Origin of the sequence: Brevundimonas fluminis (genome assembly GCF_003934285.1) — a bacterium.
GTDB lineage: Bacteria > Pseudomonadota > Alphaproteobacteria > Caulobacterales > Caulobacteraceae > Brevundimonas > Brevundimonas fluminis.
The window spans coordinates 109,613-130,814 of record NZ_RQWJ01000003.1 but is presented as its reverse complement, the minus strand read 5'-3'; the positions used below and the strand labels follow the sequence as shown (position 1 = coordinate 130,814).

Here is a 21,202-nt window from a genome sequence, read left to right as displayed (position 1 = left end):
GCGCGGGGCCGCTAGACAGGCGGTCCCCGCACGGAGCCCGCCATGACCGAAAGCTACGCCAATCTCCTGATCGAGCGCCACGCCGACGGCTATGCCGTGGTCACCCTGAACCGGCCCGAGGCGCTGAACGCGTTGAACTCGGCGCTGTTCAAGGATCTGGCGGACTTCCTCGACGCGGTGGAGCACGACGACGGCGTGCGCTGTCTGATCCTGACCGGCTCGGGCGAGAAAGCCTTCGCCGCCGGCGCCGACATCAAGGAGATGGCCGACCAGACCTATGCCCAGATGTACGTCGGCAACTACTTCGCGCTCGGCCACGACCGCATCACCCGCTTCCGCAAGCCGATCATCGCGGCGGTGAACGGCTTCGCCCTGGGCGGCGGGTGCGAACTGGCCATGCTGTGCGACTTCATCGTGGCGTCCGAGAAGGCGAGATTCGGCCAGCCGGAGATCAATCTGGGCGTGGCGCCCGGCATCGGCGGCTCGCAGCGCCTGACCCGTCTGGTCGGCAAGTCCAAGGCCATGGACATGTGCCTGACGGGCCGGATGATGGACGCGGCGGAGGCCGAGCGCTCGGGCCTGGCCTCCCGCGTCGTGCCGCACGACCAGCTGCTGGACGAGGTCCGCAAGATCGCCGCACGCATCGCCGAGCAGAGCCCGCTGGCCGTCATGGCCAACAAGGAGATGGTCAACGCCGCGCTGGAGACGACCCTGACCCAGGGCGTCCAGTTCGAACGCCGCCTGTTCCACTCCCTGTTCGCCTTCGAGGACCAGAAGGAAGGCATGGGCGCCTTCGTCGAGAAGCGGAAGCCGGCGTTCAGGGGGCGCTAGCCAATGCGGGCCATCGCCCGCACCGGAAACGTGCCCATGCCCCGGACCTTGGGCGGAGCGGCGGTGAAGCGGAACCCCTTCGGCGGCAGGGCGGCGAGGTTGGTCATGTGCTCGACGATCGGCACGCCGGCGCGCAGCAGGACCGAATGCGCCGGCCTGGTCCGCACGCGGGTGTCGTCGATGTTGTGGGAGTCGATGCCCACCAGCGCCGCGCCCCGGTCCCGCAGCTGGGTGGCGGCGACCTCGGTGAGGAAGGGGTGGTCCTCGAAATAGGCGTCGGTGCGCCAGTTCCGGCTCCAGTCGGTCCGCACCAGCACGGCGTGATCCGCCAACTCCAGCCCCTCGAACAGCTCCGGGCCCAGGGCCGGACCGTCCGCTCCCGTCGCGTCGACGCAGAGGCCGGGCAGGTCCGCCACCCGCTCCAGCACCACCGCCGCCAGATCGTCGCCGTCGCGCCATCGATGGGCGGGGACGTCGATGTAGGTGCCCGTGTTGGCGACCATGTCGATGCGGGCGATGCTGAACTCTTCGCCCCCTTCGTAGAGCGCCCGCGAGGCTTCGAACGTCAGGTGATCGCAGATCACCGGAGCGGGCAGACCCTTGTAGGTGACCATGCCGTGCTCGATCGGGTGGCTCAGATCGATCAGCCTCACGTCGCGTCTCCCATCGCCTTGCCTCCCCCGGACCTTTCCGCTATACGCCGCGCCTCTTGAGATTTCCGCGCCGTGGACGTGTGTTCCGCGGCGCTTTCCGTTCGATAGGTTTGACTGATGGCCAACAACGCCGGCGCCAAGAAGGCGATCCGCAAGATCGCCGCCCGCACCGAGGTGAACAAGTCGCGCCGCACGCGCGTCCGCACCTTCCTGCGGAAGTTCCAGGAAGCCGTCGCCGGCGGCGACGCCGAGGCCGCCAAGGGCGCCTTCATCACCGCCCAGTCCGAGCTGATGCGCGCCGTCTCCAAGGGCGTCGTTCACAAGAACACGGGCTCGCGCAAGGTCGGCCGTCTGGCCGCCCAGCTGAAGAAAATGTCGGCGGCCTGATCGACCGCTTCCGGATGGGGCTTCACCGCTCCGTCATGGTAAATGCGAACAATTTCAAAGGCGAGACAGGATCACCTGTCTCGCCTTCGTCATGTCCGGCGCTAACTCAATTCGTGAGATTCTGCCTCTCCGCAGACCGCCGCAGGGAAAAATTCCAAGGCCGTTTTTGGGCTTGCGCGAGTCAAGCGAATTAACTGCTTCGAAGGATTCGAATCAGCGTTGACGCTCCCTGCCCGGGGAGTAGTTTTCAGCCCTGACGCACTTCCATCCCACCACGGATGAAGACGGCGCGAGACGAACGTTTCGCGTCGGCGGGAGATGTCTGTCCGGTCGGTCGCCCAGCCCCTGAAACCTTCGGTTCAGGGATCGGGGAAGGCTTGCCCGGTCCCAGGCCTCCGGCGCGTCGCTGGCGGGGAACGAAGACCAAGGGTGGCGATGATGGCGGCAGAAGCGGCGCGTAGCGTGATGACCGATCCGGACCGGATCTGGGCGGAGGCGGCCGGCCGGCTGCGCGCCGAGATCGGCGACGGCCCGTTCAGCAGCTACATCGCCCCCTCGGCCGTGCGTCTGGACGGGGCCGGCCAACTGGTGCTGGTCACCCCCACCGGCTACGCCCGCGACTGGGTGCGCAAGAACGCGCTGCGCCGGCTCAACGAACTGTGGCTGGGCCTCGACGGCCTGTCGCGCCGCCTCGAGGTGCGCTGCCGCGCCGACATGCCGGCCGTCACCCCGTCCGTGATCGCCGCGACGCCCGCCGTCGCCCCGAGCCCCGCCCGTCCCGCCATGCCCGCCCCGACCGTGGGTCCGGTCGCCGACGGCGCGCGCGCGGTGCGCGCCGCCGGTCTGCAGGAGCGCCTGACCTTCGACGGCTTCGTCGAGGGCCAGGGCAACGGCTTCGCCCTGGCCATGGCGCGCCAGATCGCCGCCTGGGCCGACGGCCATTTCAACCCCGTCGTCTTCTGCGGCCCCTACGGCTACGGCAAGACGCACCTGCTGAACGCCATCGCCTGGGAGGCGCAGCGCCTGCGCCCCGACGCGAAGGTCATCTATCTGACCGCCGAGCGCTTCCTGTCGAACTTCATGCGTGCGGTTCAGGACCGCACCACCGCCGGCTTCAAGGAGGCCCTGCGCGGCGCCGACATGCTGCTGATCGACGACGTCCAGTTCGTCGGCAACAAGGCCGCGACCCAGGAAGAGCTGCTGTCCACGCTCACCTCGCTGATCGAGGACGGCAAGCGGGTCATCCTGTCGGCCGACCGCGCGCCGATGGCCCTGACCGAGATCGAGCCGCGCCTGCGCAGCCACCTGTCCGCCGGCCTGACCTGCCCGATCGAGGCGGGCGACCGTGCGCTGAAGCTCGCCGTGGCCCGCAACCGGTTCCAGACCCTGGCGGGGCTGGGCGTCGTCTCCGGCGAGGCGCCCGACGCGGTGCTGGAGCATCTGGTCGACCAGACCCCGGGGACGATGCGCGAGCTGGAGGGCGCGGTGAACACCGTCGCCGCCGCCGCCGGCGCCCGCCTGTCGACCCTGACCACCGACGAGGTGCGCGGCCTGCTGGGCGCGGCCTTCCGCGGCGGGCCGGAGCGCCGCATCACCGTCGACGAGATCCAGAAGACCGTCGCCGAACATTTCCAGCTGAAGCAGGCGGACCTGCTCAGCGACCGCCGCAACCGCGCCGTGGCCCGTCCGCGCCAGATCGCCATGTATCTGTGCAAGCAGCACACGACGCGGTCCTATCCCGACATCGGCCGGCGCTTCGGCGGGCGCGACCACACCACCGTCCTGCACGGCGTGCGCAAGGTCGGCGAGCTGATGACGCAGGACGACCAGGTCGCCCGCGACGTCGAGGCGCTGACCCGCAAGCTGCGCGGCTGAGGCCGAGGGCTTAGGGCTTAGGGCTTAGGGCTTAGGTCGCGATGGCGGCCGTCACCCCTTTGTCCACCGGCTTATCCACGGGCGGCGGCGATGCGTCCTGAACCCCAAGCCCTAAGCCCTACCGCCTTTCTTGCCCCCCATCCCCAATCCGCTAGTGTTCCGGGCCACAGTGTAAGGCGGCCTGTGAGTCGCCCGGGCGAGACGACATGCAGCTGACCATCGAACGATCCGCGCTCCTTCGGGCCCTGGGCCATGTGCAGAGCGTGGTCGAGCGCCGCAACACCATTCCGATCCTGTCCAACGTCCTGCTGTCGGCCGGCCGCGACAAGCTGTCGTTCGCCGCCACCGATCTGGACATGGAGATGGTCGACGAGGCCGAGGCGACGGTGAACGTCGAGGGCCAGATCACCGCCCCCGCCCACACCCTGTACGAAATCGCCCGCAAGCTGCCGGACGGCGCCGAGGTCTCCCTGTCCTACGACGGCGACGACCCCCGACTGGTGGTCCAGGCCGGGCGGTCCAAATTCAACCTGCCGGTCCTGCCGGCCGGCGACTTCCCCGTCATGTCGACCGAAACCGGCGGCGCCCGCTTCTCCATGCCCAAGGAGGATCTGGCCCGGCTGATCGACAAGACCCGCTTCGCCGTCTCGACCGAAGAGACGCGCTACTATCTGAACGGCCTGTATCTCCACACCGTGGCCGAGGGCGGCGTGCCCCTGCTGCGCGCCGTGGCGACCGACGGCCACCGTCTGGCCCTAGCCGAGACCCCCGCGCCCGAGGGCGCGGCCGGCGGCCCCGGCGTCATCGTGCCGCGCAAGACGGTGGATCAGGTTCGCCGCCTGCTCGACGACGGCTCCGGCCCGGTCGAGGTCATGGTCAGCCCGCAGAAGATCCGCTTCGAGTTCGGCCAGGCCAGCCTGACGTCGAAGGTCATCGACGGCGCCTTCCCCGACTACATGCGGGTCATTCCCAAGGGGAACGACAAGCAGGCCGACATCGACAATGCCGTCTTCGCCTCGGCCGTCGACCGCGTAGCCACCATCTCGGCCGAGAAGAGCCGCAGCGTGAAGCTGGCCTTCGACAACGACCGCGTCACCCTGACCGTGCGCAACATGGAGGCCGGCCAGGGCGTCGAGGAGGTCGAGATCGGCTATTCCGAAGAGCCCTTCGAGATCGGCTTCAACGCCCGCTACCTGCTGGACGTCGCCGGCCAGATCACCGGCGAGACCGCCCATTTCAAGTTCGCCGACCCGGCGTCGCCGACGCTGGTCCTCGATCCGGGCGACCCGGGCGTCCAGTACGTGCTGATGCCGCTGCGGGTGTGATTCCCCGAAAGTCCGCTCATCCCGGCGAAAGCCGGGATCCAGTGCTTTCGTGAGGCAGACTTTCCGGGATTGAGGTTCGCGTCTCCCCGCGCCACCGTTCGCCCAAAGGACTGGGTCCCGGCTTTCGCCGGGATGAGCGGAGGGGGAGATGGCCTTCTTCACCTACATCGTTGCGAGCCGCCGCAACGGAACGCTGTACACGGGGTCAACTGACGGACTCTATGTCCGGACCCTTCAGCATCGCGAGGGCACGTTCAGGGGTTTCACCAAGCGGCACGGCGTCGCGATGCTGGTCTGGTTCGAGAAGCATCCGACACGCGAAGCCGCCTTCATCCGCGAGCGTCGCATCAAGGAATGGAAGCGCCCTTGGAAGCTTGAACTGATCGAACGCGCCAACCCCGGCTGGCGAGATCTCTTCGCCGATCTGGAAGCCGGCCATGGCAGACAGGCCAAGGATTGGACACCTCCCTCAGACGACCCTGCGGCACCCTAGCGTCGTCGGCATGGCGGGAGCAGGCCAGCCCCGCTAAACCGGGCGCTTGATCACCGCCCTCACCCTCACCGACTTCCGCTCCTACGCCGCCGCGCGGCTGGAACCCGACCGCGCGATCACCGTGCTGCACGGGGCCAACGGGGCGGGGAAGACCAATGTGCTGGAGGCGCTGAGCCTGTTCACGCCGGGCCGGGGCCTGCGCGGGGCGACCGCGCCGGAGATGGGGCGGCGCGAGCCGGGCGAGCGGTCGGGCCGGGCCTGGGCCGTGGCGGCGGTCCTGACCGTCGACGGCGACGAGGTGAGACTGGGGACGGGCGTCCAGTCCGCCGGCGGCGCCCGGCGCACGGTGCGCATCGACGGCGAGACCGCCCCGCCCGGCCGACTGCTGGACTGGCTGCGCCCCGTCTGGGCGACGCCGGAGCAGGATCGGCTGTTCTCGGACGCGCGCGCCGAGCGGCTGAAATTCTTCGACCGTCTGGTGTTCGCCGCGGACCCGGACCACGCCGCCCACGTCGCCGCCTATGAGAAGGCCCTGCGCGAGCGGCTGCGCCTGCTCGTCGACGGAGCCGAGGGGCGCGCCGCCGACCCGCTGTGGCTGGACGCTCTGGAGAGCCGGCTGGGCCAGTCGGGCGCGGCCGCCGCCCTCGCCCGGGCCGGCGCGCGGAGGGACCTGCAGACCGCCATCGACGCGCGGGGCGACCGCCCCTTCCCCCAGGCCGACCTGGGCCTGACCGGAGAGGCCGAGACCATGGCCGCCGAGGGCGCCGACGCCGAGGCCATCGCCGCCTCGATCCGCGAGGGTCTGTCGCGCTCCCGTGCCCGCGACGCCGCCGCCGGCCGCAGCCTGTTCGGCCCGCACCGCTCCGACCTGACGGCGCTGCACCGCGAGAAGAATCGCCCCGCCGCCGAGGGCTCCTCCGGCGAGCAGAAGGCGCTCGTGTTGAATCTGGTCCTGGCCCAGCTCAACCGACTGACCGGTTCCCTCCTCATTCCGGACGCGGCGAAGCCCCGGGCCGGAACGCCCCTGCTGCTGCTGGACGAGGCGCCCGCCCACCTCGACGCCGCCCGCCGCGCCGCATTGTTCGATGAGGTCGAGGCGCTCGGACTGCAGGCCTTCATGACGGGAACCGAGCCCGAGCTCTTCGCCCCCTTGCGCGGCCGTGCCGGCTTCATCCGGGTCGAGGGCGGGGCCCTGATCCCGGAGACCTAGCGCAGGAACCTGAGAACCGCCGCCTCGAACCGCCGCGGCTGGTCGATCATCACCATGTGCTCGGCGCCCTCTATCGGCTCCAGCGTCAGCGGCGTGCGCAGTCCGCGGAAGGCGGGACGCAGGCGGCGCTCCAGATCGCGACGCGGCGAGTCCTCCAGCCGGCTCCAGCCATAGGCCACCGTCACCGGCGCCGTGAGCTCGTCCAGCCGGTGCCGCATGTCCAGCGTCATCACCTCGTACAGCCCCTGCGCCAGCACGCGGCGGTCGCCGCCTTGCCAGCCCATTCCGGTCATGACGGCGTCGGACGTGCCGCCCAGCGCGCCCTGCCTGAGGGCCTCGTCGCCCAGCAGCAGCACCGTCTGATAGGCCACCCGGGCCAGGGGCTCGACGTCCCGCGTCGACGTCGCGCCGTTGACCAGTCCGGGGAAGAAGGGCGAGGCGTCCACCACCATGACGCGGCCGATCTGGCGTCCGCCATCGGCGGCGACCCTCAGCGCCACCAGCCCGCCCATGGAATGGCCGATCACCGCCGGCGCGCGCAGGCCCTGCGAGCGGATGTAGCGCAGCACCTCCTGCGACACCGGGCCGACCAGAGGCCCCGAGCCGTTGGCCGCAGCCGGCAGCGTGCCGAAGCCGCGCACCGAGACCAGATGCACCCGGTGGTCGTCGTCCAGCCGGTCGGCCAGTCGGTTCCAGATCACCGGCGTCGAAGCCAGGCCGGGGATCAGCACCACATCCGGTCCGCGTCCGCGGGCCTCGACCGTGATGCGGTCCGACCGGAACGACTGGGCCTGCGCGAGCCCCGCGGCAGGCAGGGTCAGGACCAGGGCGGCGAACAGGGAGATCAGTCGGGCGAACATGGATCGATGCTGCCGCCGTCATGCGGCGAAGTCGGGGCGCCGGGGCTTGCCAATCCTGACCGAACGCGGATCATGGAGTCGGGCTGTTCTGGGAGGACGACATGAAGCTTTGGGGCTTGATGATCCTCGGCGCGTGCATCGTCGCGCCGGGCGTGGCCATGGCGCAGGAAGAAGTGCTGACGACGGAACCGACGGTGGCGGGGGCGGCGTCCTGGCGCACGCTGTCGCGGACCAGCGCGTACGTCTACCTGGCCGACGTCGGCGGCCTCGCGGACCGGGATGGCGTGAAGCAGGTCCGGATGGCCCGGGCGCCCCGCAATCCGACGTCCTCCGCCGACCGGGAGCACGCCGTCGAGACCTACCAGTTCCACTGCGAGAACAATCAGTGGCGCGTTGTCCGGACCGAGGAATACGGCGGCGACGGCGCCGAGCTCGACGCGTGGGACGAGCCGGATTCGACGTGGCTGGCCGTGCCGCCGGACACCAACATGGCCTTCCTCAAGGTGGTGGCCTGCGACGGCGAGATCCCGACCGGCCGGGCCTGGCCGCGGCTTGAAGACTTCCTCGCGTCGAACCGCAGCTGACGCCGGTCAGCGGCTGGGTCGGGGGGCGCCCGTCTCTCAGGACTCGTCGGGATCGTCGCCCTCACCGACCTGGCCGCCGGATGTGTCGGCGTCCGCTTCCCTCGCGCCGTCCTCGGGGGTCCCGGAATTCGTTTCACCGGTCCCGCCCGGGTCGTCGGCGTCCGGCTCGCGCGCTTCGCCTGCGGTCTGATCTTCCTCGGAAGCGGGCGTTTCGGTCGCCGGCGGTGTGATCCTCGTGAGCGTCTCGGCCTTCAGCGTCGGGAAGGAGGGTTGGACCACGGCGAGCGCGCCCAGAAGCTGCCGCAACTGCGCCCGGCTCTGGGGCGACAACGTCCACGCTCCTCGCGCGTCGCCGGCCGGCGGGGTCAGCGGCGGCTTCAGGGTGGCGGGGGCGTTCGCGAGGAGGACGGCCTGGCTCAGGCAGGTGGCCTCCGTGCACTCCCATTGCTCAAGCAGCAGCGCCAGATAGGCGGCGTCCTGGGAAGTGAGCGTGGCCAGAGGCGCCCCTCCATAGGCGTTACGGGCGTCCTCGTCGGAATTCACCGCGACCACCATCTGGTTCAGAAGAACCTGCCCGGCGCCGGACGTCGCCGCCGGATCGATCCGGCGCACCTCCTCTTCGATCGTCTCACTGATGATCCGGCGGATCCCCAGCGGCGTGCAATCATAGGCGTAGCCCTCGATGAAGGCCGCCGCGTCGGTGTAGCGCGTGAAGCCCTCGATCCGCGCCTCGGCGAGCGCCTTTTCCTGGCTCGCCTTCACCAGTCTGTAGGTCTGCATCGGCGCCGGATTGAGCAGCAGCAGGGTTTCCGCCGCCGTCAGGCCGCCGTCCAGCGCCGCCCGCGTGCCCGCCAGTATGGCGAGAGGTTTCGTCGCGCTTTCCGACAGGGCAAGCAGGATGGAGCCGTAGTTGGCCAGCACGCCGATGCCGTCGCGGGTCGCGTTCGACCCGCTGGCCAGGCGCTCGAGCCCCGAGAAATAGCCGAGACAGAGATGGTCGATCTGGGCCACCCGTTCGCGCACGTGCTCGACCACCAACCGCTGGTAGACGTCCCTGTTCAAGGGCTCGACGAGGACGACGTTGCGGTCATGGACCAGAGTGACGGCCTGCCGGCCCGGAGCCGTCGGACGGGCGCCGTCGGCGCCCGTCACCATTTCCAGGCTGTATGTCCATCGGGGCTGGCGGCAGGCGGCGGCCGGGGCCTCGCCCTGGCAGGCGGCATGGTCGGGGCTCCTGCCGTCCCTGCGCCAAACGAATGCGAGGTTGCTCGATCCCGTTTGTGAGACGCCGACCAGCGCCTGGGCGTCGCTCAGCGCGACGGCATGACGCGAGAGAGGGGGGTGTCGTCTCCCCCGACGACGCGCGCGTCCCAGATCTTGATCGTCTCCGCGCCCCGGAAAGCCTCTTTCCAACTGGCGCAGCCGCCCAGCACCAGCCCGCACGCCAACAGCCCCAAGATCGCCCGCATGTCCGACCCTCACCCCAAGCGGGTAGAGACCTTGCACGGAATGCGCGAACGCACAAGCTCGCGTATTGTCGTTCTTCGAGCCGTGCGGCTCCCGGCCGCGGGTCAGGCGTCGACTGCGGCGTCCAGGGCGTTTTCCTGAATGAACTCGCGGCGCGGCTCGACCACGTCGCCCATCAGCTTGGCGAACAGGTCGTCGGCGTCCTCCTGATGCTCCACCTTCACCTGCAGCAGGGTGCGGGCGTCGGCGTCCAGCGTGGTCTCCCAAAGCTGCTCGGGGTTCATCTCGCCCAGGCCCTTGTAGCGCTGGATCTTGATGCCCTTCTTGCCGGCGTCCAGCACCGCCTCGAGCAGGTCCAGCGGGCCGCGGATGGTCACGGACCTGTCCTTGCGGCGATAGACCGCCGGGGCGTCGAAAAGACCCTCGAAGGCCGCGGCCCGCTCGGCCAGACGGCGCGCGTCCAGCGACCGGATCAGCGCCTCCTCCAGCACGATGCGCTCGGTCACCGCCCGTCGCACGCGCTCGAACGCCACGGCGCCCTGGGCTCCGGGCGCGCCCGACCAGGCGCCGTCGCCCTCCTCTGCATAGAGGTTCAGGCGCACGGCCGCCCTGGCCGGATCGCCGCCGTCTTCGGCGAACAGACCGGCCAACGCCGCCTGCTCCACCGCGAAGGCGGGCGCCCGCTGCGACAGGCGGTCCACGCCGGCCTTGAACGCCTTGGCCTCGCGCACCAGCGCGGCCAGATCGAACCCGGTGCGGCGCTCGCCGGTGGGCAGGTCCAGCTCGGCCTCGGCCACGCCCTCCTCGATCAGATAGGCGTCCATCTCCGCCTGATCCTTCAGGTAGCGCGAGGTCTTGCCCTTCTCGACCTTGTACAGCGGCGGCTGGGCTATGTAGACGTGCCCGCGTTCGATCAGCTCCGGCATCTGCCGGTAGAAGAAGGTCAGCAGCAGGGTCCGGATGTGCGCGCCGTCGACGTCGGCGTCGGCCATCAGGATGATCTTGTGATAGCGCAGCTTGTCGGCGTTGAAGTCGTCGCGGCCGATGCCCGTGCCCAACGCCAGGATCAGCGTGCCGATCAGGTCGGACGACAGCATGCGGTCGAACCGCGCCCGCTCGACGTTCAGGATCTTGCCCCGCAGCGGCAGCACCGCCTGGTTCTCGCGATTGCGCGCCTGTTTGGCAGAACCGCCGGCGGAGTCGCCCTCGACGATGAACAGCTCGGACTTGGCCGGATCGCGCTCCTGACAGTCGGCCAGCTTTCCGGGCAGGCTTGAGATGTCCAGCGCCGACTTGCGGCGCGTCAGCTCGCGCGCCTTGCGGGCGGCCTCGCGGGCGGCCGCGGCCTCCACGATCTTGGCGACGATGGCCTTGGCCTCGACCGGATGCTCCTCGAACCAGGTCGCCAGGCCCTCGGTGCACAGGGCCTCGACCGCCGGCCGCACCTCCGACGACACCAGCTTGTCCTTGGTCTGGGAGCTGAACTTGGGATCCGGCACCTTGACCGACAGGACGCAGGTCAGGCCCTCGCGCGCGTCCTCGCCGCTGACGGAGACCTTCTCCTTCTTGGCCGCGCCGGCGGCCTCGATGTAGCCGCTCATGACCCGCGTCAGCGAGCTGCGGAACGCCGAGAGGTGCGTGCCCCCATCCCGCTGCGGGATGTTGTTGGTGAAGCACAGCATGGTCTCGTGGTAGCTGTCGTTCCACCACAGGGCGAGGTCCAGCTCGATCCCGTCGCGCTTGCCGCGGACGACGATGACCTCCTTCAGCAGCGGCGACTTCGACTTGTCCAGGTGGCGAACGAAGGCCTCGACCCCGCCCTCGTAGTGCAGGATCTCCTCGAACGGCTCGGCGTGCCGGTTGTCGGCCAGACGGATGACCACGCCCGAGTTCAGGAAGGCCAGCTCGCGCAGGCGGTGCTCCAGCGTCTTCAGGTCGAAGTCGATGTGGCTGAAGGTCGTCACCGACGGATAGAAGGTCACCTCCGTGCCCGTCAGGGGCTGACCCGCCTTGGGCCCCTCCGTCCGCGTCGGCGCGACGCCCGTGACCTCCAGCGACTTCACCGTGTCGCCACGCTCGAAACGCATCTCGTGCTGCTTGCCGTCGCGATAGATCTTCAGCTGCAGCCAGTCGGACAGGGCGTTGACCACCGACACGCCCACGCCGTGCAGGCCGCCGGAGACCTTGTAGGAGTTCTGGTCGAACTTACCGCCCGCGTGCAGCTGGGTCATGATGACCTCGGCCGCCGAGACGCCCTCGCCCTCGTGGATGTCGGTCGGGATGCCGCGCCCGTTGTCGGTCACGGTGACGCTGCCGTCCGCGTTCAGGATCACCTGGACGAGGTCGGCGTGGCCGGCCAGCGCCTCGTCGATGGCGTTGTCGACCACCTCATAGACCATGTGGTGCAGGCCGGAGCCGTCGTCGGTGTCGCCGATGTACATGCCGGGCCGCTTGCGCACCGCGTCCAGGCCTTTGAGAACCTTGATGGAATCGGCGCCGTATTCCGGCTGGTCGGCGGTCGTGTCGGTCATGCGGTCATCTGTCCGGGGATGCTGGGTCCGAGGCACGAATCCGCGCCGGTTCGGAACAGCGGAAATATAGGCGCCCGGGCCGTCGAAAGCGAGCGAATCCGGCGGATTCGGACGGGTTTTCCTACGCCGCCAGGGCCTTCAGCACCGCCTCCCCGTACCGCGCCATCTTGGCCTCGCCGACGCCGGGCACGGGGGCCAGTTCGGGCAGGCGCGCGGGGTTGATCCGCGCGATCTCCAGCAGGGTCCGGTCCTGGAAGATGACGTAGGGCGGCACGCGCTGTTCGGCCGCCCGGTCGCGGCGCCAGGCGCGCAGGCGCTCGAACCGCATCCGCACCTCCTCCGGCAGGTGCTCCAGCGCGGCCGAGGCCTTGCCCTCGCCCCGGCGCCGAGGCGCGACGCGCGCGGCGGAAGCCGGCGCCTGCGCCACCTCCACCGTCCGCTCGCCGCGATAGACGGCGCGCACGCCCGCGGGATCGCCCAGCCGCAGCAGGGGGCGGCCGTCGTTGGCGTCCTCCTCCAGCAGGCCCTCGAACATCAGATGGTCGATCACCTCCCGCCAACCGTGCGGAGAGAGGTCGGCCCCGACGCCCCAGGTCGACAGCCCCTGCTCCCAGCCCTGCACGTCCTTGGTGCGGCCCGTCAGGTGGTCGATCACCCGACCCCGGCCGAACCGCTGGTCCAGCCGCTGCACCGCCGCCAGCGCCTTCTGGGCGTGGACGGTGGCGTCATAGGTCTGCGGCGGATCCAGACAGACGTCGCAGACGCCGCAGATCTCCGCCCCGTCCTCCCCGAAATAGCGCCGCACCGCCTGCGGTCGACACACGGCGCCGTCCAGCATGGCGAACAGCCGCCGCGCCTTGCCGACCTGCGCCGCCTTCACCGCCTCGTCCATGGGCCGGCCGTCCAGCCGTTTCAGCGTCCAGGCGATGTCCGACGGGCCGTACAGCGTCAGCCCCTCGGCCGGCTCGCCGTCGCGGCCGGCGCGGCCGATCTCCTGCCAGTAAGCCTCCAGCGACCCCGGCGGATCGGCGTGGATGACGAAGCGCACGTCCGGCTTGTCGACGCCCATGCCGAAGGCGATGGTCGCCACCATCACGCCGGCGTCGGCCGCCAGAAACCGCGCCAGCCGCCGGTCGCGCTCTCTGCCGTCCATCCCGGCGTGATAGGCCAGGGCGTCGATCCCGGCGCCCTGCAACGCCTCCGCGAGCCGCTCGCAGCCGTCGCGCGATCCGCAATAGACCACGCCGGACCGCCCGCGCCGCGCCGAGACCAGTTCGACCACCCGCCGCTCGGTCCAGGCGCGGGTGCCCGCGCCCTTCTTCTCCGCCGCCAGCGCCAGATTGGGCCGGGCGAAGCTGTCGACGAAGACCCGGGCCTCGCCCAGCCGCAGCGAGGCGACGATGTCGTCGCGCGTCCGCGCGTCGGCCGTCGCCGTCACCGCCAGCCGAGGCACGCCCGGAAAGACTTCGGCCAGCCGGCCCAGGTTTCGGTAGTCGGGACGGAAGTCGTGGCCCCACTGGCTGACGCAGTGCGCCTCGTCGATGGCGATCAGGCTGAGTTCGATCTCGCCGAGCCGCTCCAGCATGGCGCCCGCCGCCAGACCTTCCGGCGAGACGTAAAGCAGGTCCAGCTCGCCCGCCCGCGCGGCGCGCCAGACGGCGGAACGGTCGTCCAGCGTCATGCCGGAGTCCAGGCGCGCCGCCCGCACGCCCTGCTGGCGCAGGCCCTCGACCTGATCTGTCATCAGGGCGATCAGGGGCGAGATCACCAGCCCCATGCCGGGTCGCAGGATCGCCGGCACCTGATAGCAGACCGACTTGCCGCCGCCCGTCGGCAGCACCGCCAGGGCGTCGCGCCCGGCCAGAGCCTCGGCCACCACGTCGGCCTGCAGTCCCCGGAAATCCGCATGTCCCCAAACGCGCTCCAGCAGGGCGCGGGCCTCGGTCAGGTCGATCGGGGATTCGGCGGGCACGGGGCGTGAGTGCCCCAGCGGCGCCCGCATGTCATGCGCGACATTTGATTTCGCCGTCGATCCCGTGGATTGAGCCGGGGATGACCGTGCTGCTTTACGGCCGCCCCCCGGCGGTCTTCGACCCGCCCGCCGAAGCGATCCAGACCTCGCCCCTGATCCCCGGATCGGCGGCGCTGGAGGACGTCGCCCCCGGCTCGGCCGAGGCGGCGGTCATCTACGCCCCGCCCGGGGCGCTGGAACGCCGCGCGGTGCTGGCCCACGCCCTGCGCGCGCTGAAGCCCGGCGGCCGCATCGACGCCATGGCCCTCAAGGACAAGGGCGGCTCGCGCCTGAAGAAGGAGCTGGAGGCCTTCGGCCTGACGGTGGTGGACGAGCCCAAGGCGCACCATCGCCGCTGCCGCGCGACCGTGCACGGCCGCCTGACCGGCTTGGGCGAGGCGATCGAGGCCGGCGCCCCGCGTCAGGTGCACGAGACGGGCCTGTGGTCGCGGCCCGGTGTCTTCGCCTGGGACCGGATCGACGCCGGGACCGCGATGCTGGCCGCCCTGCTGCCTCCGATGAAGGGCGCGGGGGCCGACCTGGGCTGCGGGGTCGGAGTTCTGTCGGAAGCCGTGCTGACGTCCACCGCCGTGACGCGGATGACCGGCGTCGACCTCGACCGCCGCGCTGTGGAGGCCGCCCGCCTGAACGTGACCGACTCCCGCGCGTCGTTCGACTGGGCCGACGCGCGGACCCTGCCAGCCTCCGGCGACCTCGACTTCGTGGTCATGAACCCGCCCTTCCACGACGGCGGGCAGGAGGATCGTCGCCTCGGACAGGCGTTCGTGCGCAAGGCCGCCGGGATGCTGAAGAAGGGCGGGGCCCTGTGGATGGTCGCCAACCGTCACCTGCCCTACGAGGCCGACCTGAACGAAGCCTTCCGCCGCGTCCGCGTCGTCGAGGAGAGCGCCGGCTACAAGATCTTCGAGGCCGTGAAATGAAGCCCGTCCGCCTCGACCGTCTGCTCGGCGGCATGGGCTATGGATCCCGGCAGGAGATCGCAAAGCTGGCGAAGGTCGGCGGGATCACCCTCGACGGCCGGGACCTGACCGACGCCTCTCAGAGGATCGCTCCGACGCCCGATTTGCCCGACCGCATGACGGTGGACGGACGGCCGGTCGATCCGCCGCCCGGGCTGGTGATCCTGCTGAACAAGCCGCTGGGCATGACCTGTTCGCACAAGGAGGACGGGGCCTTGGTCTACGACGTGCTGCCCTCGCGCTGGCGTCGCCGCGACCCCGCCATCTCGGCCGTGGGCCGGCTGGACAAGCAGACGTCCGGTCTCCTGCTGCTGACCGACGACGGCGACCTGCTGCACCGGATCATCAGCCCGCGCCGCCACGTGGCAAAGGTCTATCGCGCGACCCTGGCCAGGCCGCTGGAGGGTCATGAAGGGGCGCTTTTCGCCTCGGGCGATCTGATCCTCGAGGGCGAGGACAAGCCGCTGGCGCCCGCCGCGCTGGAGGTGATCTCGCCCACCGAGGCGCGCCTGACGGTGCACGAGGGCCGCTATCATCAGGTCCGCCGCATGTTCGCCGCCGCCGGCAACCATGTGGAGGCCCTGCACCGCGAGCGGGTGGGCGCCCTGACGATCCCCGTCGACCTCGCGCCCGGGGACTGGCGCCTGCTGGGGCCCGCGGAGGTCGATCTCGTGTTTCGGGAACCCGACACAGGGTGACGGCTTATGGCTTCGCTTCGACGGAGCCCGCATGTCCGCCACCCACGAACGCGATCTCCGCACCGGCGCCTCGCTGTGGGCGCACGGCCCGGGTCTGGGCGTGCCGACCCGACCTCTGACCCAGGCGATCAGCGTGGACGTCGTCGTGGTCGGAGCGGGCATCTCAGGCGCCTTCATGGCGCACGGGCTGGCGACGGAGTTCAGCGTGGCCGTGCTGGACCGTCGCCCGCCGCTGATGGGCTCCACCATAGCCTCGACCGCCCTGCTGCAGTGGGAGATCGACCTGCCGCTGGTCGAGCTGTCGAAGAAGATCGGGCCGGCGAACGCCCGGCGCGCCTACGCCCGCTCCCGCAGCGCCGTCGACCACCTGATGGACATCGTCCGCCGCGAGCGCATCCCCTGCGGCCTCAGGCCCAGCCGGACCCTGTATCTGGCCGGCGACGAGCACGGCTGCCGCGCCCTGGAAGCCGAGGCAAACGCGCGCGCGGCGATGGGGCTGGAGAGCGCCTTCGTCCCCGCCGCGACTCTGCGCGAAGACTACGGCATCGACCGCACCGGCGCGATCCTGTCGGACGGGTCCGCCCGCGCCGACCCCGCCCGTCTGGCCGCCGGTCTGCTGCGCCGCGCCCACGACGCCGACGCCCGCGTCTTCTCCCCGGTCGAGGTGCTGGACGCCGCGTCCGACCCCGACGGCGTCACCCTGCTGACCGACGTCGGTCACGCCGTGCGGGCGAAGCACGTCGTCTTCTGCTGCGGCTACGAGTTCCCCAAGGGCGTGCCGACGCCCGGCGCGAAGGTGATCTCCACATGGGCGCTGGCGACCAGGCCGCGCACGCCCTGCCCCGACTGGCTGCGCGACATGCTGGTGTGGGAGGCGTCGGACCCGTACCTCTATTTCCGCATGGCCCGCGACGGCCGCCTGATCGTCGGCGGCGAGGACGAGGACGGCCCCACCGCGCACGCCTCGATGCCGAAGCTCAGGGCCAAGACCGGCCGCATCGCCCGCAAGCTGAAGGCGCTGTTGCCCATGGTCGACTTCGAGATCGACCACAGCTGGGCGGGCGCATTCGGCGAAAGCGCCACCGGTCTGCCGTCGATCGGCCCCGTGCCGGACATGGACCACGCCTTCGCCGTCATGGGCTTCGGCGGCAACGGCATCACCTATTCGGTCATCGCGTCCGAGATCGTCGGCGCGGCGATCCGGGGACGGGTCGATCCGGACGCGGACCTTTACCGCCCTTGACCCCGGGCGCGCGCCGCCGCACCAGCGACGGATGACCCTCGCCAAGATCTGCGGCCTGACGACGCCCGAGACGCTGGACGCCGCGCTGGATCACGGCGCGGCCTTCGTCGGCGCGGTGACCTTCGGCAGGAGCCCGCGCCATCTGGATCCGCTGGAGGCCGCGACCCTGTTCGACCGGGCGCGGGGACGGGCGAAGGTCGTGTCGGTGGTGGTGAACCCCGACGACATGCTGCTGACGACGCTGGCGCTGAGCCTGCGCCCGGACTTCATTCAGCTGCACGGGTCGGAGACGCCGGAGCGGGCGGTCGAAATCCGCCGTCTGACCCGGGCGCGGCTCATCAAGGCCCTGCCGGTGCGCGACGCCGCCGATCTTGCCGCCGCCGACGCCTGGACCGGCGTCGCCGACCATCTGATGTTCGACGCCAGGCCCCCCGAGGGCGCCGACCTGCCCGGCGGGATCGGCCACGCCTTCGACTGGTCGATCCTGTCGGGCCGCGCCTTCGACCGGCCGTGGTTCCTTGCCGGAGGACTGGACCCGGACAACGTGACGCGGGCCATCCGCGTCACGGGCGCGCCCCTGGTCGACGTCTCCTCTGGCGTGGAAAGCGCCCCGGGTGTTAAGGAGCCGGCCCGCATCGCGGCCTTCCTGAAGGCCGTCGCCGAGGCCTGAAAGCCGGACCCGTGAACGCCCCCATTCCGAATTCCCAGTACGCCTGGCCCGACGCCGAGGGCCGTTTCGGTCCCTTCGGCGGGCGCTTCGTCGCCGAAACCCTGATGCCCGCCGTGCTGGAGCTGCAGGAGGCCTATGAGGCCGCCAGGGCCGACCCCGCCTTCCAGGCCGAGCTGGACCAGTGGCTGGAGCACTACGTCGGCCGCCCCAGCCCGCTGTATCTGGCCCAGCGCCTGACCGACCACCACGGCGGCGCCGACATCTGGTTCAAGCGCGACGAGCTGAACCACACCGGCGCGCACAAGGTGAACAACTGCATGGGCCAGATCCTGCTGGCCATGCGCATGGGCAAGACGCGGATCATCGCCGAAACCGGCGCCGGCCAGCACGGCGTCGCCACCGCCACCGTCTGTGCCCGCTTCGGCCTGCCCTGCACCGTCTACATGGGCGCGGTCGACGTGGAGCGTCAGGCCCCGAACGTCTTCCGCATGAAGCTGCTGGGCGCGGAAGTCGTCCCCGTGACCAATGGCCGCTCGACGCTGAAGGAGGCGATGAACGAGGCCATGCGCGACTGGGTCACCAACGTGGCCGACACCTATTACATCATCGGCACGGCGGCCGGGCCGCACCCCTATCCGGAGCTGGTGCGCGACTTCCAGAGCGTGATCGGCAAGGAGACGCGGGCCCAGATGCAGGCGCGGCGGGGCAAGCTGCCCGACGCCTGCGTGGCGGCCATCGGCGGCGGGTCCAACGCCATCGGCCTGTTCCACCCCTTCATCGAGGACCCCTCGGTGCGCCTGATCGGCATCGAGGCCGCGGGCCGCGGTCTGGACGGCCCAGACCACGCCGCCAGCCTGCAGGGCGGACGCCCGGGCGTGCTGCACGGCAACCGCACCTATCTGCTTCAGGACGACGACGGCCAGATCCTGGAGGGTCACTCCATCTCGGCCGGTCTGGACTATCCCGGCATCGGCCCGGAACACGCCTGGCTGCACGACAGCGGCCGCGCCGAGTACCGCGCCGCGACCGATCAGGAGGCGCTGGAAGCCTTCCAGCTGTGCTCGAAGCTGGAGGGCATCATTCCGGCGCTGGAGCCGTCGCACGCCCTGGCCCGCGTCGGCGAGATCGCACGGGAAGTTGGCAAGGGCGGCGACGTCGTGCTGAACATGTGCGGGCGGGGCGACAAGGACATCTTCGCCGTGGCGAAGCATCTGGGCGTGGAGTTGTGACGATGCGGGCTCTCTTTTTGACGGCGCTCGGCGCCGGACTTCTGGTCGCCGGCGGCGCCGCCGCCCAGTCGACCGCCGCTCCCGAGGTCGACCTGCCGCTGGTGGCGGGCATGGAGTTCGACGACACCTGCGGCCCCCGCCCCCAGTACCAGGGCAAGGCCGTCTGCGTGCGCGGGAACCTCGCCGCGATCGAGCCGGTCGCCGGAACCTACATCGGCCATTTCACCGGCCAGGGCTGGCAGGTCGTCGGCGGCGAGGCGAACGGCGTGATCTTCGCCCGCGCGCGCGCCGGCGGCGGCTGCGACGGCCTCGAGATGGTCGCCTTCTACGACGAGAGCCGCCCGGTGGCGCCCGCCACCCAGGCGTGGCTGGCGTTCGCCCCCATCCCCGGCGACGTGTGCCCGGGCGCCGCCGCCCAGTGACCGTCGCCCGCATCGACGCGCGCTTCGCGGCGCTGAAGGCCGAGGGCAGGGCGGGCTTCGTGACCTACGTCATGGCCGGCGATCCCTCGCGCGAGGCGACTCTGGAGATTCTGCGGGGCCTGCCCGCGGCGGGCGCCGACCTGATCGAACTCGGCTTCCCCTTCTCGGATCCCATGGCCGAGGGCCCGACCATCCAGAAGGCCGCCGCGCGAGGCCTGCAGTCGGGTCTGACGCTGAAGGGCACGCTCGATTTGGCCCGCGCCTTCCGCGAGGGCGACGCCGACACCCCCCTGATCCTCATGGGCTATCTCAATCCCATCGAGACCTACGGCCACGCCCCCTTCGCGCGCGACGCGGCGGCGGCGGGCGTCGACGGCCTGATCGTCGTCGATTGCCCGCCCGAGGAGGCGGGTCCCCTCACCGACGCCCTGGACGCGGAAGGGATCGCCCTGATCCGTCTGGCCACCCCGACCAGCGACGATCACCGGTTGAAGACGGTGACCGCCCGCACCTCGGGCTTCGTCTACTACGTCTCCGTCGCCGGCGTGACCGGCGTGAAGTCGGCGGACGCCGACGTCGTCGCCCCCGCCGTGGCCCGCGTGCGCGCCGCCTCGGGCCTGCCGGTCGCGGTCGGCTTCGGCATCCGCACGCCGGAGAGCGCCGGCCGCATGGCCCGCGTCGCCGACGCCGTGGTGGCCGGCTCGGTTCTGGTCGACGAAGGCGCGGCCGCCGTGGCCGAGAACGCCGACCCTGTCCGGCGCGTTCTGGACAAGGTGCGCAGCCTGGCCGACGCGGTCAGGGGTGCGCGCGCTTCACAGATGGCGTAAAGGCGCCGCCCATGGCCAATGAGAAGTCCCCCGAGAACCGCCCGCTGACCGGCTGGCTCAGCCGCTTCGCCCCCGGCGTGCGCAAGATCGTCAACCGCCGCGACACGCCGGACAATCTCTGGATCAAGGATCCGGACACCGGCGACATGCTGTACCGAACGGATCTGGAAGCGGCCCTGTGGGTCACCCCGTCCGGCCGACACATGCGCCTGAACGCCCCGCAGCGCCTGAAGGTCACCTTCGACGACGGCCTGTGGGAGGAGATCGCGCCGCCGGACGTGCCCGAGGACCCGCTGAAGTTCTCGGACGGCAAACCCTATCGCGACCGCCTGTCGCAGGCGCGCAAGGCGGCGGGGCGCAAGGACACCATGGCCATCGGCGTGGGGGAGATCGACGGCGTCGAGGCGGTCGTGATCGTCCAGGACTTCTCCTTCATGGGCGGGTCGCTGGGCATGGCGGCCGGCGAGGCCTTCGTCGCGGCCGCGCAGGAGGCCGTGAAGCGCGGCCTGCCGTTCGTTTGCTTCACCGCCGCCGGCGGGGCTCGCATGCAGGAGGGGGCCCTGTCCCTCATGCAGATGGCGCGGACCACCCTCGCCATCCAGGAATTGAAGGCCGCGCGCCTGCCCTACGTCGTGGTCCTGACCGACCCGACCACCGGCGGCGTCACCGCCAGCTACGCCATGCTGGGCGACGTCCACCTGGCCGAGCCGGGCGCCCTGATCGGCTTCGCCGGCCCGCGCGTGATCGAGGCGACCATCCGCGAGAAACTGCCCCCCGGCTTCCAGCGCGCGGAATATCTGCAGGAGAAGGGCATGGTGGACCGCGTCGTCCCCCGCGCCGACCTGCCGCGCACGCTGGGCCTAATCCTGTCCATGCTGATGGACGGCAAGCGCGCCGCCTGACGGC

At 70.9% G+C, this 21,202-nt stretch carries 21 protein-coding genes; 15 read left to right on the top strand and 6 right to left on the bottom strand.

The window, feature by feature from the left end:
- The first annotated feature begins 42 nt into the window (after window positions 1–42).
- Entirely contained in the window at window positions 43–831 is a 789-nt protein-coding gene (locus EFJ44_RS05450; RefSeq protein WP_125256198.1) for an enoyl-CoA hydratase-related protein, read from the top strand.
- Here EFJ44_RS05450 and EFJ44_RS05445 read toward each other — a convergent pair.
- Window positions 828–1,484, bottom strand: a complete 657-nt coding sequence (locus tag EFJ44_RS05445; RefSeq protein ID WP_241209688.1) for a cyclase family protein — start codon at window positions 1,482–1,484, stop codon at window positions 828–830. The two genes, EFJ44_RS05450 and EFJ44_RS05445, sit on opposite strands and share 4 nt — an antisense overlap.
- Before the next feature lie 117 nt (window positions 1,485–1,601).
- Between EFJ44_RS05445 and rpsT the strand changes: the two genes are divergently transcribed.
- From rpsT to recF, 5 genes are all read left to right on the top strand, one after another.
- Entirely contained in the window at window positions 1,602–1,871 is a 270-nt protein-coding gene (rpsT, locus tag EFJ44_RS05440; protein WP_125256197.1) for a 30S ribosomal protein S20, read from the top strand.
- A gap of 465 nt (window positions 1,872–2,336) precedes the next feature.
- Complete coding sequence (gene dnaA / locus EFJ44_RS05435; RefSeq protein WP_241209687.1) at window positions 2,337–3,746, top strand: chromosomal replication initiator protein DnaA; 1,410 nt, start codon at window positions 2,337–2,339, stop codon at window positions 3,744–3,746.
- A gap of 206 nt (window positions 3,747–3,952) precedes the next feature.
- On the top strand, window positions 3,953–5,071 hold the full coding sequence (dnaN, locus tag EFJ44_RS05430) for a DNA polymerase III subunit beta (protein ID WP_125256196.1): 1,119 nt from the start codon (window positions 3,953–3,955) through the stop codon (window positions 5,069–5,071).
- 148 nt (window positions 5,072–5,219) lie between these two features.
- Window positions 5,220–5,564, top strand: a complete 345-nt coding sequence (locus tag EFJ44_RS05425; protein ID WP_125256195.1) for a GIY-YIG nuclease family protein — start codon at window positions 5,220–5,222, stop codon at window positions 5,562–5,564.
- Between the two features lie 46 nt (window positions 5,565–5,610).
- Window positions 5,611–6,774: a DNA replication/repair protein RecF gene (gene recF, locus EFJ44_RS05420; RefSeq protein WP_125256194.1), complete on the top strand. Its 1,164-nt coding sequence runs from the start codon at window positions 5,611–5,613 to the stop codon at window positions 6,772–6,774.
- Here the strand turns inward: recF and EFJ44_RS05415 are convergent.
- Window positions 6,771–7,634: an alpha/beta fold hydrolase gene (locus EFJ44_RS05415; RefSeq protein ID WP_125256193.1), complete on the bottom strand. Its 864-nt coding sequence runs from the start codon at window positions 7,632–7,634 to the stop codon at window positions 6,771–6,773. The two genes, recF and EFJ44_RS05415, sit on opposite strands and share 4 nt — an antisense overlap.
- 101 nt (window positions 7,635–7,735) lie before the next feature.
- Here EFJ44_RS05415 and EFJ44_RS05410 point away from each other — a divergent pair, with 101 nt between their 5' ends.
- Window positions 7,736–8,218, top strand: a complete 483-nt coding sequence (locus tag EFJ44_RS05410) for a surface-adhesin E family protein (RefSeq protein WP_125256192.1) — start codon at window positions 7,736–7,738, stop codon at window positions 8,216–8,218.
- 36 nt (window positions 8,219–8,254) lie between these two features.
- Here the strand turns inward: EFJ44_RS05410 and EFJ44_RS05405 are convergent, their stop codons facing one another.
- From EFJ44_RS05405 to recQ, 4 genes are all read right to left on the bottom strand, one after another.
- Complete coding sequence (locus EFJ44_RS05405) at window positions 8,255–9,373, bottom strand: hypothetical protein (RefSeq protein ID WP_125256191.1); 1,119 nt, start codon at window positions 9,371–9,373, stop codon at window positions 8,255–8,257.
- A 155-nt stretch (window positions 9,374–9,528) separates the two neighbouring features.
- Entirely contained in the window at window positions 9,529–9,687 is a 159-nt protein-coding gene (locus EFJ44_RS13785) for a hypothetical protein (RefSeq protein ID WP_164511862.1), read from the bottom strand.
- 102 nt (window positions 9,688–9,789) lie between these two features.
- Complete coding sequence (gene gyrB, locus EFJ44_RS05400; RefSeq protein WP_125256190.1) at window positions 9,790–12,216, bottom strand: DNA topoisomerase (ATP-hydrolyzing) subunit B; 2,427 nt, start codon at window positions 12,214–12,216, stop codon at window positions 9,790–9,792.
- Between the two features lie 121 nt (window positions 12,217–12,337).
- Window positions 12,338–14,218 (bottom strand): DNA helicase RecQ, encoded by a 1,881-nt coding sequence (gene recQ, locus EFJ44_RS05395; RefSeq protein WP_125256189.1) that lies wholly within the window; start codon window positions 14,216–14,218, stop codon window positions 12,338–12,340.
- Window positions 14,219–14,268: 50 nt separating this feature from the next.
- On the opposite strand from recQ, the gene EFJ44_RS05390 reads away from it, so the two are divergent.
- Genes EFJ44_RS05390 through EFJ44_RS05355 form a run of 8 tightly spaced genes read left to right on the top strand, consistent with a single transcriptional unit; the run spans window position 14,269 to window position 21,198 of the window.
- The gene (locus tag EFJ44_RS05390) at window positions 14,269–15,168 is read left to right on the top strand and encodes a class I SAM-dependent methyltransferase (protein ID WP_125256188.1); all 900 of its coding nucleotides are present in this window, start codon (window positions 14,269–14,271) and stop codon (window positions 15,166–15,168) included.
- Window positions 15,165–15,905 carry a pseudouridine synthase gene (locus EFJ44_RS05385; RefSeq protein ID WP_125256187.1) on the top strand — a complete coding sequence of 247 codons (741 nt, stop codon included), beginning with the start codon at window positions 15,165–15,167 and terminating at the stop codon, window positions 15,903–15,905. Before EFJ44_RS05390 ends, EFJ44_RS05385 begins: the two co-directional genes overlap by 4 nt.
- A 31-nt stretch (window positions 15,906–15,936) precedes the next feature.
- Window positions 15,937–17,148: an NAD(P)/FAD-dependent oxidoreductase gene (locus EFJ44_RS05380; protein ID WP_125256186.1), complete on the top strand. Its 1,212-nt coding sequence runs from the start codon at window positions 15,937–15,939 to the stop codon at window positions 17,146–17,148.
- A 31-nt stretch (window positions 17,149–17,179) separates the two neighbouring features.
- The gene (locus tag EFJ44_RS05375; RefSeq protein WP_125256185.1) at window positions 17,180–17,818 is read left to right on the top strand and encodes a phosphoribosylanthranilate isomerase; all 639 of its coding nucleotides are present in this window, start codon (window positions 17,180–17,182) and stop codon (window positions 17,816–17,818) included.
- Window positions 17,819–17,829: 11 nt separating this feature from the next.
- Window positions 17,830–19,047 (top strand): tryptophan synthase subunit beta, encoded by a 1,218-nt coding sequence (gene trpB / locus EFJ44_RS05370; RefSeq protein ID WP_125256184.1) that lies wholly within the window; start codon window positions 17,830–17,832, stop codon window positions 19,045–19,047.
- 2 nt (window positions 19,048–19,049) lie between these two features.
- Window positions 19,050–19,469 (top strand): hypothetical protein, encoded by a 420-nt coding sequence (locus EFJ44_RS05365; protein WP_125256183.1) that lies wholly within the window; start codon window positions 19,050–19,052, stop codon window positions 19,467–19,469.
- The gene (gene trpA / locus EFJ44_RS05360) at window positions 19,466–20,296 is read left to right on the top strand and encodes a tryptophan synthase subunit alpha (protein WP_125256182.1); all 831 of its coding nucleotides are present in this window, start codon (window positions 19,466–19,468) and stop codon (window positions 20,294–20,296) included. The genes EFJ44_RS05365 and trpA overlap by 4 nt, the downstream gene beginning before the upstream one ends.
- Before the next feature lie 11 nt (window positions 20,297–20,307).
- On the top strand, window positions 20,308–21,198 hold the full coding sequence (locus tag EFJ44_RS05355; protein ID WP_125256181.1) for an acetyl-CoA carboxylase carboxyltransferase subunit beta: 891 nt from the start codon (window positions 20,308–20,310) through the stop codon (window positions 21,196–21,198).
- The last annotated feature ends 4 nt before the right edge of the window (window positions 21,199–21,202 follow it).

What these genes read in the sequence shown, in the direction of transcription:
- EFJ44_RS05450 (WP_125256198.1), top strand. Translation starts at nt 43, where the DNA reads ATGACCGAAAGCTACGCCAATCTCCTGATCGAGCGCCACGCCGACGGC.
- rpsT (WP_125256197.1), top strand. Translation starts at nt 1,602, where the DNA reads ATGGCCAACAACGCCGGCGCCAAGAAGGCGATCCGCAAGATCGCCGCC.
- dnaA (WP_241209687.1), top strand. Translation starts at nt 2,337, where the DNA reads ATGACCGATCCGGACCGGATCTGGGCGGAGGCGGCCGGCCGGCTGCGC.
- dnaN (WP_125256196.1), top strand. Translation starts at nt 3,953, where the DNA reads ATGCAGCTGACCATCGAACGATCCGCGCTCCTTCGGGCCCTGGGCCAT.
- EFJ44_RS05425 (WP_125256195.1), top strand. Translation starts at nt 5,220, where the DNA reads ATGGCCTTCTTCACCTACATCGTTGCGAGCCGCCGCAACGGAACGCTG.
- EFJ44_RS05415 (WP_125256193.1), bottom strand. Translation starts at nt 7,634, where the DNA reads ATGTTCGCCCGACTGATCTCCCTGTTCGCCGCCCTGGTCCTGACCCTG.
- EFJ44_RS05410 (WP_125256192.1), top strand. Translation starts at nt 7,736, where the DNA reads ATGAAGCTTTGGGGCTTGATGATCCTCGGCGCGTGCATCGTCGCGCCG.
- EFJ44_RS05405 (WP_125256191.1), bottom strand. Translation starts at nt 9,373, where the DNA reads ATGGTGACGGGCGCCGACGGCGCCCGTCCGACGGCTCCGGGCCGGCAG.
- EFJ44_RS13785 (WP_164511862.1), bottom strand. Translation starts at nt 9,687, where the DNA reads ATGCGGGCGATCTTGGGGCTGTTGGCGTGCGGGCTGGTGCTGGGCGGC.
- gyrB (WP_125256190.1), bottom strand. Translation starts at nt 12,216, where the DNA reads ATGACCGACACGACCGCCGACCAGCCGGAATACGGCGCCGATTCCATC.
- recQ (WP_125256189.1), bottom strand. Translation starts at nt 14,218, where the DNA reads ATGCGGGCGCCGCTGGGGCACTCACGCCCCGTGCCCGCCGAATCCCCG.
- EFJ44_RS05390 (WP_125256188.1), top strand. Translation starts at nt 14,269, where the DNA reads ATGACCGTGCTGCTTTACGGCCGCCCCCCGGCGGTCTTCGACCCGCCC.
- EFJ44_RS05385 (WP_125256187.1), top strand. Translation starts at nt 15,165, where the DNA reads ATGAAGCCCGTCCGCCTCGACCGTCTGCTCGGCGGCATGGGCTATGGA.
- EFJ44_RS05380 (WP_125256186.1), top strand. Translation starts at nt 15,937, where the DNA reads ATGTCCGCCACCCACGAACGCGATCTCCGCACCGGCGCCTCGCTGTGG.
- EFJ44_RS05375 (WP_125256185.1), top strand. Translation starts at nt 17,180, where the DNA reads ATGACCCTCGCCAAGATCTGCGGCCTGACGACGCCCGAGACGCTGGAC.
- EFJ44_RS05365 (WP_125256183.1), top strand. Translation starts at nt 19,050, where the DNA reads ATGCGGGCTCTCTTTTTGACGGCGCTCGGCGCCGGACTTCTGGTCGCC.
- EFJ44_RS05355 (WP_125256181.1), top strand. Translation starts at nt 20,308, where the DNA reads ATGGCCAATGAGAAGTCCCCCGAGAACCGCCCGCTGACCGGCTGGCTC.